Genomic DNA, 15,149 nt, shown 5'->3' with positions numbered 1-15,149 from the left:
GTAAACGCACTATACACAGAAACTAAATTTAAAGCACGATCGTTCTTTATTGCAGAGGTCTCGTGCTCACTTGCCGCAGAGTTCCGCGCGCTTGGCCGGCACACGCAAGATCTTGTCAACGTAATAAGCCAGCGCCGCCTCGCTGTACTTGGGGTCCGGGTGCATGGCGACGAAGGACGCGCCGCGCCGCATCCAGATGGCGACACAGCTTGCCGCTGGCTGCGCGCCTTCGGCGCACGTTGTAAAGGCGTCAAACGCCTCGCGGTAGGTGGAAAAGGTTGGATGGTCCATCGGCAAGCCATGGCCCGGCACCAGGGTCTGGAAATCCAGCTGGTCGATCCGCGCCAGCGCCCGGCGCCAGCCTTCCGCGCAGCCGGTGTCAAAGAATGGCAGTGGCGCCACCACCAGGTCGCCCACGAACACGGTCTTGCTGGCCGCGTCGTGCACCCAGACATCGGCTTCGGTCGCCGCGTGGGGCGCCAGGTGCAGCTGCAATTCGCGCTCGCCCAGCCTGATCGTCATCGCGTCCTTGACCGGCTGGTCGGGAACCAGGTTGGCGGGATCGCTGATCGCGTTCAGGTACAGGCGGGTATCGGCCTTGCGGGATTCCGGCACCGCCGGATCGTCCAGGCTGGCTTTGGCCTGTTCGGCATTGCGGGCCAGGAAGCCTTTGAGGGCGCCCTCGACGGCGCTGCTGGTGTACAGCTTCGCGCCCGGATAAGCGGCGCGGATGCGCGCATTGCCGGTCGAATGGTCGAGGTGCCAATGGGTATTGACGATGGCGGTGATGGGCTTGTTGCGCGCCCGGGCCACCGCGATGATCTTGTCGGTGTGCTCGGGATGGCGGCCGGTGTCGATGACCAGCATGCCATCCGGCCCTTCGAACACGATTGAATTCCCGTCCGGCTGCACGCCCTGCGGAACCTTGCCTTCAATAAAGGTATACGGCGCCGGCGTGGCGGCCACGCCCAATGCCAGCATCAGGGTGGCGATCATGTGCGGCTCCGATAGCGCAGCACGACCACATTCGAACCGAGCGCGTGCTGGCTGGTCAGTTGCAGATCGACGTATTTCGACAGGCCCGCGAACAGGGCCGGGCCGTGGCCGGCGATCCGGGGATGGATCACGAATTCGTACTCATCGATCAGCCCCAGTTCGGCCAGCGCCAGCGGCAGGGTAACGCCACCGGTGAATATCCCCTTGCCCGGCTCGCTCTTGAGTTGCCGCACAGCCGTTTCCAGGTCCCCGCGCAACAGTTGCGCATTCCAGTCGGCCTGCTCCAGGGTGCTGGAAACCACGTACTTTTTTGCCGCGTCGATTGTTTGCGCAAACGGTACCATCCACGGCGCCATCCATTCCGGCCAGGCGCCGGTGCCGGCTTGCGGACGCCATGCCGCTTCCATCATCTGGTAAGTCACGCGGCCAAACAGCAGCGCATCGGCTTGCGCGAGGTTGGCGGCGTGATGGCGGTGCAAGGCCTCGTCCGCCTGTACGGCGGTGTGATCGCAACAGCCGTCCAGGGTGAGGTTGATGGAGTATTTCAGGGGGCGCATGCATGTTCTCCCAATCATGGCCCATCGCTGTCCTCGGGCGGCAGTGTCGTGGGCTTGTTATGAAAAATTGACGCCACTGTAGCACGCGCGATTTCCAGCCGACACCAAGCCCGCAGGGGAATAGCGGTCAGCAGAACGCTGCCCCCTGCATCACACGTTCAACCCGCCAAGGCACAGGTATTTGATCACCAGGTAGTCGTCCATCCCGTAGTGCGACCCCTCGCGGCCCAGGCCGGACTGCTTGACGCCGCCAAACGGGCCGATTTCATTGGAGATCAGGCCGGTGTTGATGCCGACCATGCCGGATTCCAGCGCCTCGGCCGTGCGCCAGATGCGGCCCACGTCGCGGGCGTAAAAATACGCGGCCAGGCCAAATTCCGTGTCGTTGGCCATGGCAACCGCGTCGGCATCGTCCTTGAAGCGGAACAGCGGCGCCAGCGGGCCGAAGGTTTCTTCCCTGGCCACCAGCATGGCCGGCGTCGCGCCGGCAATCACGGTCGGCTCGAAAAAACCGTGGCCCAGCGCGTGGCGCTTGCCGCCCGTCAGCACACGGCCCCCCTTGGCCACCGCGTCGGCGATGTGCTGCTCGACCTTGGCGACGGCGGCGCTGTCGATCAGCGGGCCTTGCGTGGTGCCGGGTTCCAGGCCATGGCCAACCTGGAGTTTTTCCACGGCGGCGGTGAGTTTCGCGGCAAACACGTCATACACGCCGTCCTGCACATAGATGCGGTTCGCGCACACGCAAGTCTGGCCCGCGTTGCGGAACTTGGAGATCATCGCGCCTTCCACGGCCGCGTCCAGGTCCGCGTCGTCGAACACAAGGAACGGCGCATTGCCACCCAGTTCCAGCGACAGCTTCTTGATGGTGTCCGCCGACTGGCGCATCAGCAGGCGCCCCACTTCCGTGGACCCCGTAAAGCTCAGCTTGCGCACGGTGGGATTGGACGTCATTTCGCCACCGATCGCGCGGGCGTCGCCCGTCACCACCGAGAACACCCCCGCCGGCACGCCGGCGCGCTCCGCCAGGACCGCCAGCGCCAGCGCGGAAAACGGTGTCGCCTCGGCCGGCTTGACGACAATCGGACAGCCGGCCGCCAGCGCGGGACCGGCCTTGCGGGTGATCATCGCGGCCGGGAAATTCCACGGCGTGATGGCGGCGCACACGCCGATCGGTTCTTTCGTCACCATCAAGCGCTTGTCGGCCCATGGCGACTGCAGGGTGTCGCCGGCCACGCGCTTGGCTTCTTCGGCAAACCATTCCATGAACGACGCGGCGTAGGCGATTTCGCCTTTGGCCTCGGCCAGCGGTTTGCCCTGTTCCACGGTCATCAGGGTTGCAAGGTCGTCGAGGTTGGCCAACATCAAATCGGACCATCGGCCCAGGATGGCGCTGCGCTCTTTGGCGGTTTTCGCGCGCCATGCCGGCCAGGCGGCATGGGCGGCGGCGATGGCGCGGCGCGCTTCCGCGGCGCCCATGCCGGGGACGCTGCCGATGGTTTCGCCGGTGGCAGGATTGGTGACGGCAAACCGCTCGCCGCTGTCGGCGCCGGTCCAGGCGCCGTTGATGTAGGCTTGCTGGCGCAGCAATGCCGGGTCTTTCAGGTGCAGCATGGTGAATACCTCCGGGAGTTGGATCACAAGCCCGCCGCGTCGCGCAGCGCGCCTTCCAGAATAGCGAGCGCCTCATCCATCAGCGAATCTTCGATGGTCAGCGGGAACAGGAAACGGATCACGTTGCCATCGGTGCCGCAGGTCAGCAGCAGCAAGCCGTTTGCCAGCGCGCGGGATTGCACCAGCTTCGTGAAACCGGCATCCGGCAGGTGCGTGCCCGGGTGCAGGAATTCCGCCGCCACCATGGCGCCCGCGCCCCGCACTTCGGCAATCTGCGCCACGCCCGCTTCGCGCACCGCATGCAGGCGCTGGCGCAGCTTGCCGCCCAGGGCCACCGCGCGCTCCACCAACCGTTCCTCTTCGATCACGGCCAGCACCGCCAGCGCCGATGCGATCGCCACCGGGTTGCCGCCATAAGTGCCGCCCAGGCCGCCCGGCAGCGGCGCATCCATGATTTCCGCGCGGCCGCACACGGCCGACAACGGCAGCCCGCCCGCCAGGCTTTTTGCCATCGTCATCAAATCCGGCAGCACATCGTAGTGCTCCATCGCGAACATCTTGCCGGTACGGGCGAAACCGGTCTGCACCTCATCGGCGATCAGCAGGATGCCGTGCTGGTCGCACAGCGCGCGCAGCGCCTCCATAAAGTCCGGTGGCGCCATATAAAAACCGCCCTCGCCCTGCACCGGCTCCAGGATGATGGCCGCCACGCGCCGGGGCTCCACGTCGGCCTTGAACAGGTTTTGCAGCGCCCGCACCGCGTGCTCCACCGACACGCCGTGCAGCGCGCAGGGGTAAGGCGCGTGGTACACCTCGGCCGGGAATGGACCGAAGCCGATTTTATAGGGCGCCACTTTGCCGGTCAGCGCCATGCCCATCATGGTGCGGCCATGGAAGCCGCCATTGAAAGCAATGACGGCGGAACGCCCGGTGGCGGCGCGGGCGATCTTGACCGCGTTTTCCACCGCTTCCGCGCCGGTGGTGAAGAACGCGGTTTTCTTGGCGTGGCTGCCCGGGGTCAGGCGGTTGATGCGCTCGGCCAGTTCCACGTAGCTTTCATACGGGACGATCTGGTACGCGGTATGGGAAAACTTTTCCATTTGCCCTTGCGCCGCCGCCACCAGTTTTGGATGGCAGTGGCCCGTGTTCAGCACGGCAATACCGGCCGCGAAATCAATATAGCGCTTGCCTTCCACATCCCACAGTTCGGCATTTTTGGCGCGGGACGCGTAAAACTGGCACATCACCCCGACGCCGCGTGGGGTGGCTTGTTCCTTGCGCTGTTGCAGATCGGCGTTCGTCATGGTCGTGTCGCTCCAGGAAATAAATTAATCAACTGAAGCCGCATGGTAAAGCTACAATGGACCTACAATAGAGATCCAATCCACAATAAATGATGGATCCACTTCCGGGCTTGTCTTGAAAATCGCCACCCTTTCCGACTTTGTACTGCAACGCATGGACCGCCATGGCGGCCAGCCGCTGAACCGCCAGCTCTACCAGGTGGTGCGCGCCGCGATCCTGGCCGAAGTGTTGCCAGCCGGGCTGCAACTGCCGTCATCGCGCGACCTGGCGCGTGAACTGGCGATTTCGCGCAACACCGTCATCAATGCGTATGACCACCTGGCGTCGGAGGGCTATATCGCCACGCGCCACGGCGCCGGCACCTTTGTCACGGACACGGTGCCGGACCAGTGGTCCGACGCCCACCGCGCCGAACCCGCGCTGGCCGGCGCCGGCGGCCACGCGGGCCTGTCGGCGCGCGGCGCGCGGCTGGTCAAGCGGGCGGGCGCCTCGAAAACCCAGTGGGGCGCTTTCATGCCGGGCGTGCCCGATGTCACGCGCTTTCCCGTCAAGGTGTGGAGCCGGCTGCAAAACGTGCACTGGCAGCGCGGCAAGCCGGAATTGCTGTCGTACGCATCGGGCGCCGGCTACCTGCCGCTCAGGACTGCGATCGCCGATTACCTGCGCGTGGCGCGTTCTGTCAATTGCCATTCGGACCAGGTCATCATCACGGCGGGCATCCACCAGTCCATCGACCTGGCGGCCAAGCTGCTGGGCGAATCGGGTGACCGCGCCTGGGTGGAAGATCCGTGCTACTGGGGCACGCACAGCGTGTTGAATTCGCTGGACCTGGCGCCCGTGCCGGTGCCGGTCGATGGCGAAGGCATCACGTTGCCGCCCGATACCTTGCGCGCGCCGCCCCGCTTCATCTTTGTCACCCCGTCGCACCAGTATCCGCTGGGGCCCGTGATGTCGCTGGCGCGGCGCCGCGCGCTGCTGGAATACGCGGCCAAGCACCAGGTGTGGATCATGGAAGATGACTACGACAGCGAATTCCGCTATACCGGCAGGCCGCTGGCGTCGCTGCAGGGCATGGACACGTTCCAGCGCGTGGTGTACCTGGGTTCATTCAGCAAAACCCTGTTTCCAGGGTTGCGCATCGGCTTCATGGTGGTGCCGGAGCCGGTGGCCGACGCTTTTGCCACCGGCGTGGCGGAACTGTACCGGGGTGGCCAGATGTTCACGCAAGCGGTGCTGGCGGACTTCATGACGCAGGGATATTTCGCTTCGCACATCCGGCGCATGCGGCAATTGTATGGACAGCGCCGCCAGTTGCTGCAGCAGGCGATCGATGACAGTTTTCAAGGCAGGCTGGCCACCACGGGCGGCGATGCGGGACTGCACCTGACCCTGATGCTGCCCGACGGCTGCGACGACCAGGCCATCAGCCGCGCGGCGGCGCGCGAAGGCGTGATTGCACGGCCACTGTCCGGGTATTACAGCGATCCGCAACACGCCGCGCGGGGGCTGCTGCTCGGCTATGCCTGTGTGCCCGATGAACTGATCGGGCCCACGTTTGCGAAACTCGCTGCCGTTATCGCAAGGTACATCTAGGGTTCAATCCAGCGCTAGCAGCAGCGAATGCTGCGACGCGGTATGAAAATCGCGCCACACCCGGTTGATATCGCTGTCTTCCCGCGCCGCATACAGCCCGCAATACGGATACAGCCCGTCCACCGCGTCGCGCGCCACCCGCACCAGCGCCAGCGACACGTCTTTCAGCAACGCCATCCCCCCGTCATCGAGTTCACCGTCCGACTCCACCCGCGCCCAGGCATCGTCCAGCGCCCGGTAAAACGCGCCGCGCGCTTCATCAAACGCCGCGTGCAGCGCCGCCGACCGCCGCTGCACGGCAGGCGCCTGCGCCATCGGCGCTAACGCACCCGGCTGCCGCCGGTGCGCCAGGCACTCGCCCGCCAGCGCCATGAAGTGCGCCGCCATGCCGGCCACATTGGCCGCCAGGGTCACATACGCCAGCGAATAAAACGGGAAGCGGTACAACGGCCCCGGCGCGGTGGCCGCCCCGGGGTGGATCGCAAAACTGTAACCGGCCGGTATCCATTGTCCATCGATCCGGTAACTGTGCGACGCCGTCGCCCGCAGCCCGGTCATGTTCCAGGTCGGCTCGATCGTGACGTGGCGGGCCGGCACCAGGAAAGCCCGGATCCGGGGCGCGCCCTGCGCATCGAGCAGCGGCCGGCCGCCGCTGCGCAGCACGGCGTTGAGCGTGAAATGGGTGGCCATCGGCGCGCCGCTGGCGTAATCCCACCGGCCGCTCAGGCGATAGCCATCGCCCTCCTCATCCGCGTACCCGGTCGGCGCACCGCTGCCGGCCGGGCACACGCGACCGGTGGCAAGCACTTCGGCCGCGACCCCGGGCGGCAGGAAACCGGTGAACCAGCCCGCGCCGGCGCACAAGGTCACGACCCAGCCCGCGCTGCCGTCCACCCGGGCCACTGCCTCCTCCAGCCGCACGGCACGCGGCAGCGGCCATTCCATGCCGCCCGCCGCCGCCGGCGCAAGCATCCGCAGCCAGCCGCGCCGGTGGATCAGCGCCTGCTGCACCGGATGCAAGAATCCGCCGCGGTCGGCGGCGGCGGCATGGCGCGCCAGGCGCGCGGCATCGGCGGGCGGTAAAGGGGGCAACATCGAAGGTGACAACATCGTGACATCCAGCGGTTCGGTCGGGGCCCGCAGCATAGCATGGCGCCGAATACCCATATATTTTACGCAACTTTTAATATGCGAAACGCACTGGCATGCTAGCATGTACTTTGTAGGACTAATCCGACACCGCGCCCCAATCCCCGTCGCGCCATGTCTGTTTCAATGACGCAGGAAATACGCAGGAGCCCTTCCGGTTTGATCCGCCCCGCTTCTCCCCCGACCTTGCGCACGCTGCGCACACTGCGCGGCATTGCGCTGGCGCTGCTGCTGGCCGCGCCCGTTGCCGCGCCGGCGGCCCCCGGCGCTTCCCGCTGGGATCCGCATACCACCCCGCTGTTCAACCACATCGGCATGGAACAGGGCCTGCCCCATCCGGTCACCGTGGTGATGGCGCAGGATGGGGACGGCTACATCTGGATCGGCACCCAGCAGGGCCTGGCGCGCTGGGATGGCTACCGCACGCGTAATTTCCTGTTCGACGGCGCCGATCCCCACTCGCTGCCGGGCGACTTGATCCAGGCTTTGCACGTCGATCACCAGGGCCGCCTGTGGATCGGCACCGCCAACGGCGGCATGGCGCTCTACGACAAGGTCAACGAACGCTTCCAGCGTTTTGGCGCCGGGCCGGACGGCCTGCGCCACGCCGCCGTCAATGCCATCGCCAGCGAACCCGACGGCGGGATCTGGATCGGCACCGCGGCCGGCCTGGATTACCTGCCGCCGGACCGTGGCGCCGTACGCCATATCACCCGCGCTGCCACCAGCAACTCCGGGCAGCCCGACAGCCAAGTGCGTTCGCTGTTGCGCGACCGCGCCGGCGACCTGTGGATCGGGTCCGTCACCGGACTGGAACGGCGCTCGGCACATGACGGCGCGATCCACACGGTCAAGGTACTCGGCGCCGGCGGCGCCCCGGTGGCGGACACCGTGCTGTCGCTGGCGGAAGAGCGCCACGGCGGCATTCTGTTCGGCACCATGAAGAGCGGCCTGGGCAAGGCCGGCGCCCGGGGTGGCCAGTTGCTGGCATTGGCCGGCGTCAGCGAGGTCCATGCGCACATGGTGCTCAGCCTCGCGGAAATCAGCGCCGGCCGCTGGTGGGCCGCCACCTATGGCGGCGGCGTGGTGGAAGTGGAAATGGCCAGTGGCCGCGCCCGCCGCATCGTGCACCAGCCAGCCGTCGGCAGCAGCCTGGGCGCCGACCGCACCGCCGCCGTGCTGCGCGACCGCAGCGGCCTGGTGTGGGTCGCCAACGAGCGCAGCGTCGATACCTATAATCCCCAGGCCGAGGGCGTGCGCAATATCCATGGCGCCGAGGGGCTGGCGGAAACCGGCGTGTCGGCGCTGATGGGCGACGCCGCCGGCACCATGTGGATCGCGCTGGCCGACCAGGGTGTCGACCAGGTGTTGCCGGACGGCCGCCGCATCGCCGCGCTGCGGCCCGATCCGTCGCAACCGGATGTAGCGCTGCCCCGGCGCTTTGTGCTGGCGCTGGCGCCGGCGCCCGGCAATGAAGCGTGGATCGGCACCCAATTGGGCCTGTACCGCAGCAGCGCACAAGGCCGCAAGGTCCGGCACGTCAAATTGCCGCACGATATGCCTTATCCGCGCATCAACACCATGCTGGTACAGGACAACGTCCTGTGGCTGGGCACCTTCGATGGCTTGCTGCGCTATGAACCGGACAGCGGCGCGCTGCGCGCGATCGTCCAGGGCGGCGCGCCGGACGGCTTGAGCGACAACCGTATCCATGCCATCGCCGATGACGGCCAGGGCGGCTTGTGGATCGGCACCCGCAACGGATTGAACCACCTGACGCCAGGCAGCGGCAAGGTCGAACACATCCCGGCCCACCCCAACGTGGCCGGCGCGCTGCACTATCCGCTGGTGACATCGCTGCTGAGGGACCGCCTGGGCCGCCTGTGGGTCGGCACCAATGGCGGCGGCGTGTACGTGCTGCTCAGGCGCCATGCCGATGGCACGCCGGTCTTTCGCCAGTTGAGCACCGCGCACGGCCTGCCGTATGGCGCCATCACGGCCCTGCAAATGGATGCGCAGGGCACGGTCTGGGCGTCGACCGCCAATGGCCTGGCCGCCATCGACCCGGCCACCTTGAAAGCGCGTCCTCTCGGACGCCAGGATGGCATGGCGTTCAGCACCTACTTCAGCGGCGCGGCGGCGCTGACTCCGGACGGCGATCTCGCCTTTGGCGCCACCGGCGGGCTGACCGTGGTGCGCCCGCAGCAACTGGCCCCGTGGTCGTTTGCACCGCCCCTGGTGATCAGCGCGCTGCGCATCGATGGCCAGCCGGTGCCGGCGGGTGGCATCATGGCCCGGCTCGCGGGTGCGGATCCCACGCTGACGCTGGCGCCCGGCGCGAAAAGCCTGGAAGTTCAGCTGGCGGCGCTCGATTACTCCGCCCCCCACCTGAACCGCTATGCCGCCAGGATGGATGGCGTGGACCGCGACTGGGTCTCCATCGATGCGACGGGACGCCTGGCGATCTACCGTAACCTGGCCCCCGGCGCTTACCGCCTGCACCTGCGCGGCAGCAACCGCAGCGGCGCGTGGACCGCGCAAACCCTGTCGCTGCAAGTGATTGTGCCGCCCCAGTGGTACCAGTCGTGGTGGGCAAAATGGCTGTATGCGCTGGCCGCCGGCGGCGCCGTGTGGGGCGTGTACCGCTGGCGCATGGGCTACCTGTTGCGCGCCAGGGCGCGGCTCGAAGCCCGCATCTATGCCCGCACCCGGCATCTGGAAAAACTCAACGCCATTGTGCGCTCCATCAATGAGCAGGTCGACTTCGACGCGCTGCTGGTCACCATGCTGCGCGAAGCGACCGTGATTGAAGGGGTGGAAACCGCCCATGCACTGGTCTGCGACCCGCAAACGGACGCCTTTGCGGTGCGGGCCGCGTGGGCCCGCAGCGGCGCCGCCCCGGAATTGCCGGCGCTGGGGCCGGACGCGGCGGCGGCCTGCTACGCGCCGCCCGGCAGTGCGATTTCCGACGACATTTTTGTCGTGCGCGGCGCCAATGCCGGGGCGGACGGCGCGGCGGCCCGGCTGGCGCTGCGCATCCAGGTCGAAGGTATGGTGCAAGGCTACCTGGTTTTCGCCAACGCCCACAACAGCATGGCGTTTGACCAGAGCGACCAGGATTTGCTGAAAGGCCTGAAGGAACACTTTGTTTCCGCTTTCCAGAAAGCGCACGCGCTGCGCGTGATCGAGCGCGCCCGCGCCGACGCGGTGTCCGCCTCGCGCGCCAAGAGCGAATTCCTGGCCAACATGAGCCATGAAATCCGCACGCCGATGAATGCGCTGATCGGCTTGTCGCGGCTGGTCTTGCGCACCGAACTCCACCCTCAACAGCGCGATTACCTTGGCAAGATCCTGTGGTCAGGCGAAAACCTGCTGGGCATCATCAATGACATCCTGGACTTTTCCAAGATCGAAGCGCGCCGCATGGACCTGGAACAGGTCGCGTTCCCGCTCGACGATGTGCTGGGCAACGTCGCCGGCGTCCTGGCGCAAAAAACCGGGGAAAAAGGGGTCGGCCTGGTATTGCGCGTGGCGGACGAGGTGCCGGGCTGGTTGCTGGGCGATCCGTTGCGCCTGGGCCAGGTCTTGCTGAATTTGGCCGGCAACGCGGCGAAGTTCACGCAACAGGGTGAAATCAATATCTCGGTCGAGGTTCTCGCGCGCCGGCCGGACACGGTCATGCTGCGCTTTGCCGTGCGCGACACCGGCATCGGCATGACGCCACAGCAAATCAGCGGTCTGTTCCAGTCGTTCTCGCAGGCGGACAATTCGGTCACGCGCAAATATGGCGGCACCGGCCTGGGGCTGGCCATTTCGCGCCAGCTGGTGCAACTGATGGGCGGCGACATCACTGTCGCCAGCGAGCCGGGTGTCGGCAGTTGCTTCCATTTCGACATTGCACTGGGCGTTGCCGCGCCCGATGCGGCCGGCGCGGCGGATACGCCGTCCCGCTCCGGGCCGGAAGCTGACCGGCCCGACCTGTCAGCGCTGGCCGGGGCCCGCGTGCTGCTGGTGGAAGACCATGCAATCAACCGCGATGTGGCGCTGGCCCTCCTGGCCGAAGCCCCGGTCACGGTCGACGTGGCGTTTGATGGCGTGCAGGCGGTGGAAATGGTCCGGCGCACCCCTTACGACCTGGTGCTGATGGACGTGCAAATGCCGGTCATGGATGGCTTGACGGCCGCCCGCACCATCCGCGCCCTGGGCGCCCATGCCAAGTTGCCGATCGTGGCGATGACGGCCCATGCGCTGGCCAGCGACATTGACGCCAGCATGGCGGCCGGCATGAATGAGCATTTGACCAAACCGATCGATGCTTTCGCGCTGTATGGCGTCTTGCTGCGCTGGATTGCGCCGCGCGCCGGGCAAGAATCCGGGCAAGATTCCGGGCAGCCTCGCTTGGCCGCCGGCGAATCCGGCGCGCCGCCGGCCGCCGGGCGGGCAACGGTTTCCGCCGGCTTGCCGGCCATCGCTGGCATCGACTGGCAAGCCGCGCTGCGCCACGTCGGCCAGCGGGACGACGTGCTGCTGAAAGTGCTGGCAGGCTTCAGGACATCCTATGGCGCGTCCGGCCAGGCGCTGCTGCTGGACGACGCCACCGCCGCCGATGCCCTGCTGCGCTTTGCGCACGGCTTGAAATCCGCCGCCGCCACGCTGGGCGCCCACGCCATCGTGCAAATGGCGGCCGCGCTGGAAAACGCGCTGCGCCAGGACCGTGGCGCCGACGCGCACGCCTTGCGGGCGCCGCTGGCCGCCGCGCTGGCGTCGCTGGCGGCGGCGATGGATGCGGCGCTGGAGACCGCGCTGGTGGGCGGGCCGGGTAACGCCATGGCGCAGGGCGCCGGCGCCGTACCGGCCGCCGCGCCGCCTGCCGGCACTGGCGCCACACCGCCCTTGCAGCGGCAATGCATCCTGATTGTCGATGACCACGAATTGAACCGCGATGTCCTGTCGCTGCTGCTGGAAGGCGACTATGCCGTCGAGACATCCGGCGATGGCGCGGGTGCCGTGGCGTGGGCGTCCGAACACATGCCGGATCTGATTTTGCTGGACGTCATGATGGAAGGCATCGACGGCCACGAAGTGTTGCGCCGCTTAAAGCAGGACGCCGCCACGGCGCACATTCCCGTGATTTTCATCACCGGCCTGGACAGTACTGAAGACGAGGCGCACGGGCTGGAACTGGGCGCCTCCGACTATATCTCAAAGCCGTTCAGTCCGGCCGTGGTGCGGGCGCGGGTCGCCCTGCATTTGCAACTGGCGCGCCAGCGCCGCCAGCTGGAAGCCCTGGCCCACATCGACGGTCTGACAGGATTGCCCAACCGGCGCCGCTTCGACGACCACTATGCGGCCGAGTGGAACCGCGCGCAACGCAACGGGTCGCCGTTGTCCTTGCTGTTGCTCGACGTCGACTGCTTCAAGCAATACAACGACCATTACGGCCATGCCACCGGAGACCAGGTGCTGCAGGCGCTCGGCCGCGTGCTGCGCGCCTGCGCGCGCCGCCCGGCCGACCTGGCGGCCCGCTACGGCGGCGAAGAATTCATCCTGGTGCTGCCGGACACCGATGCGGAATCCGCGCTCGACATTGCACAGCGCATCCGGGCCGGCGTCGAAGCGCTGGCGATACCGCACGCGCATTCCGTCTGTGCCCCGGTCATCACGGTCAGCGTGGGCGGCGCCACCTGGGCGCTGTCCGGCGACGAATCGCGGAGCCAGTTGCTGGAGGCGGCGGACCAGATGCTGTACCAGGCCAAGGCGGATGGACGCAACCGCGCGGCCTTCCGGGCCACGCAGCGCCACGTCAGCATGAAATTCCTCGAAGAATTGAGCGGCGGCGCATAAGCGGGGAGCGGCGCCTGTCACGCGCGGTCCGGGGCGCCCCGCAACTCGACATAATCCCCCGGCCCGGCCGGTCCACAGCCGCACACCGCGATCACGGCGTCGGCCAGCGGATCGAGGCCCAGCGCCTGCTCCAGTTCCGCTTCATTGATGGCGGCCGTGACGAATCCCGCCATGCCCGCTTCCGTGGCCAGCAAATACAGCGTTTGCGACAAGTGCCCGGCGTCGAGCAACAATGCCCGGTGCGCCTTAGCATGGTTGCGGTACTTCCAGAAATTACGCGCCACCCGCGCCGCCAGCACCACCATGAACGGCGCATCGGCAAACCACACCTGGTCGGCCACCGCCACCACCGCCAGCCGGTGCGCTTCTTCAGCGGGCAGCGCCTGCACCGCTTCCAGCACGTGGTCGGCGGCGTGATAGTGATACAAGCCCGGCGCGATGCCTTCGATGCGCTGCGCCAGCACATAGGCTTCGCAGGGATGCAGGCCGCCGGCGGACGGACTGGTTTTCTTCAGCACCCACGCATCGGGCGCCATCATGCGGCGGTCCTGCGCGCCAAAGGTGCGCTGCAGCAGGCGCGCGGCCAGCGCCAGCGGCACATGCGCGGCGGTGTCGAAATTGCGCCCGGTATAGCGGCGCAGCAGCACGTCATCGAGCGCATTGCTTTCCGGCGCGGGCAGCGCGATGAGCGCGCCGCCACGTCCCAGTACCGGGGGCGGCGGCTGGCCATACACCTTGACCAGTTCTTCGAACGAGGGAAATTGCATGCCCGATTCGCTGCGCATGCCATGCCAGCGGCTGAACACGTGGGCCACGGCGGACAGGGGCCGCCAGTGCTGCGCCCGCAGCGTGTCATCGCGCTCGCGCCAGTGCGACAGGCGGCCAGGCAACGCGCCCGCGCCTTCCGGCGCGTCCGCCACCAGCAAGCCGCAATCGAGCAGGCGCGCCACGGCGTCGCCGCCCCACTCCTGTTCCAGCACGGCGCTGTGCCGCCACACTGTCTGGCCCAGCGCGCCGAGGATCGCCACATCGACCGCGCTGACGTCGACTTCACGGTCCAGGTGCGGCGCCAGCGCCACCCAGCGCACCGATGCCGCCAGCGCCTCGCCACCGGCAAACATCGCCTTCAAATCCAGCCCCAGTTCTTCCCTGGGTTCAATCAGCAGTACGGCACAGCGCCTGATCAGCATCGGAGGCTCCGGTCATGGGGGACGCCGGACCATCTTACCACTGCTTACCACTGGATATTGCCACCCGAGATATAGCCCGAACAGGGGCTGTTCTGGTACATCTGCGACACCGTCGTGGCGGGGCCGCCGACGCTGATGAAATCGGTCACCAGGGTGCGCTCGGGCACGCCCATCATGCCGGGGAACAGCAAGCCCGCGCTGGGACGCTGCGCCGCGCCGACATAGGAACTGGTGGTCATCGCCGCGTTATACACCTTCTCGCCATTGATCCACATGGTAACGGCGCCGCTGCCCAGCGCCGGTTGCCAGTCCGAGCGCACCACCATGCAATTCCAGCGCTCCTTGATGGCGGGGCCCAGCATCATGACCTGGGTGGCGGAATTCGATTCGGTGGCGCTGCCGGGGTCCAGGTAATTCGCGTTGATGTTCAATTCCAGGTTGTCGCCGCGCACCAGCAGCGACAGCAGCGACGGCAAACCGGGCGCGGTCGCGCCGATGTTTTCAATTTGCGCGATGACCGTGGGATAGGGATGCACGGTCCAGCCGGCCGGCAGGTACACGCTGATGCCATACCAGCGCACGCCGGTGGCCAGCGCTTCATTGAGCGGCGTGTAATCGGTGCGCATCAGGGCGCCGACCGGGGTATCGGTGTCGCGCACGGTGGTGCTGATCACGGTGCGGCTGGTGCCGGCCGGGTCGGGAATAAACGCCACGTTGCCGCTGGCGCCGGAATTGAGCGCATAGCGGTTAAAAAAGGCGGCCGGCGTGGTGACGCCGCCGATCAGCGGATCGACCTGGGCGCTGGCAGCGCCGCATAACAGGCATCCGGACAGCAGCCAGGCAAATTTTGACGCAATCATGTGTCCTCCCAAACGCTTGGATACGAATGGGAGGCACGATAGCA

9 protein-coding genes are annotated in these 15,149 nt (G+C 67.0%); 2 read left to right on the top strand and 7 right to left on the bottom strand.

Translation table 11 applies throughout. The features are described 5' to 3' along the window. Positions 1-66: 66 nt before the first annotated feature. From AC1RRC_RS02805 to gabT, 4 genes are all read right to left on the bottom strand, one after another. The gene (locus AC1RRC_RS02805) at positions 67-996 is read right to left on the bottom strand and encodes an MBL fold metallo-hydrolase (protein ID WP_493053725.1); all 930 of its coding nucleotides are present in this window, start codon (positions 994-996) and stop codon (positions 67-69) included. Further along, complete coding sequence (locus AC1RRC_RS02800) at positions 993-1,553, bottom strand: dihydrofolate reductase family protein (protein ID WP_493053724.1); 561 nt, start codon at positions 1,551-1,553, stop codon at positions 993-995. The genes AC1RRC_RS02805 and AC1RRC_RS02800 overlap by 4 nt, the downstream gene beginning before the upstream one ends. Before the next feature lie 150 nt (positions 1,554-1,703). Continuing rightward, the gene (gene gabD, locus AC1RRC_RS02795) at positions 1,704-3,164 is read right to left on the bottom strand and encodes an NADP-dependent succinate-semialdehyde dehydrogenase (RefSeq protein WP_493053723.1); all 1,461 of its coding nucleotides are present in this window, start codon (positions 3,162-3,164) and stop codon (positions 1,704-1,706) included. Between the two features lie 23 nt (positions 3,165-3,187). Next, the gene (gene gabT / locus AC1RRC_RS02790) at positions 3,188-4,468 is read right to left on the bottom strand and encodes a 4-aminobutyrate--2-oxoglutarate transaminase (protein ID WP_493053722.1); all 1,281 of its coding nucleotides are present in this window, start codon (positions 4,466-4,468) and stop codon (positions 3,188-3,190) included. Positions 4,469-4,583: 115 nt separating this feature from the next. On the opposite strand from gabT, the gene pdxR reads away from it, so the two are divergent. Next, on the top strand, positions 4,584-6,062 hold the full coding sequence (gene pdxR, locus AC1RRC_RS02785) for a MocR-like pyridoxine biosynthesis transcription factor PdxR (RefSeq protein ID WP_493053721.1): 1,479 nt from the start codon (positions 4,584-4,586) through the stop codon (positions 6,060-6,062). 3 nt (positions 6,063-6,065) lie between these two features. Here pdxR and AC1RRC_RS02780 read toward each other — a convergent pair whose 3' ends face one another. Continuing rightward, on the bottom strand, positions 6,066-7,172 hold the full coding sequence (locus AC1RRC_RS02780; protein WP_493053720.1) for an acyl-CoA dehydrogenase family protein: 1,107 nt from the start codon (positions 7,170-7,172) through the stop codon (positions 6,066-6,068). Positions 7,173-7,370: 198 nt separating this feature from the next. Here AC1RRC_RS02780 and AC1RRC_RS02775 point away from each other — a divergent pair, with 198 nt between their 5' ends. Next, entirely contained in the window at positions 7,371-13,055 is a 5,685-nt protein-coding gene (locus AC1RRC_RS02775) for a diguanylate cyclase domain-containing protein (protein ID WP_493053719.1), read from the top strand. A gap of 17 nt (positions 13,056-13,072) precedes the next feature. Here the strand turns inward: AC1RRC_RS02775 and AC1RRC_RS02770 are convergent, their stop codons facing one another. Further along, positions 13,073-14,245, bottom strand: a complete 1,173-nt coding sequence (locus tag AC1RRC_RS02770) for a putative peptide maturation dehydrogenase (protein WP_493053718.1) — start codon at positions 14,243-14,245, stop codon at positions 13,073-13,075. Between the two features lie 44 nt (positions 14,246-14,289). Further along, the gene (locus AC1RRC_RS02765; RefSeq protein WP_493053717.1) at positions 14,290-15,105 is read right to left on the bottom strand and encodes a heparin lyase I family protein; all 816 of its coding nucleotides are present in this window, start codon (positions 15,103-15,105) and stop codon (positions 14,290-14,292) included. Positions 15,106-15,149 lie beyond the last annotated feature (44 nt).

The organism is Pseudoduganella sp. GW821-FHT12E03 (genome assembly GCF_058807115.1).
This window is presented reverse-complemented; position numbering and strand designations above follow the sequence as displayed.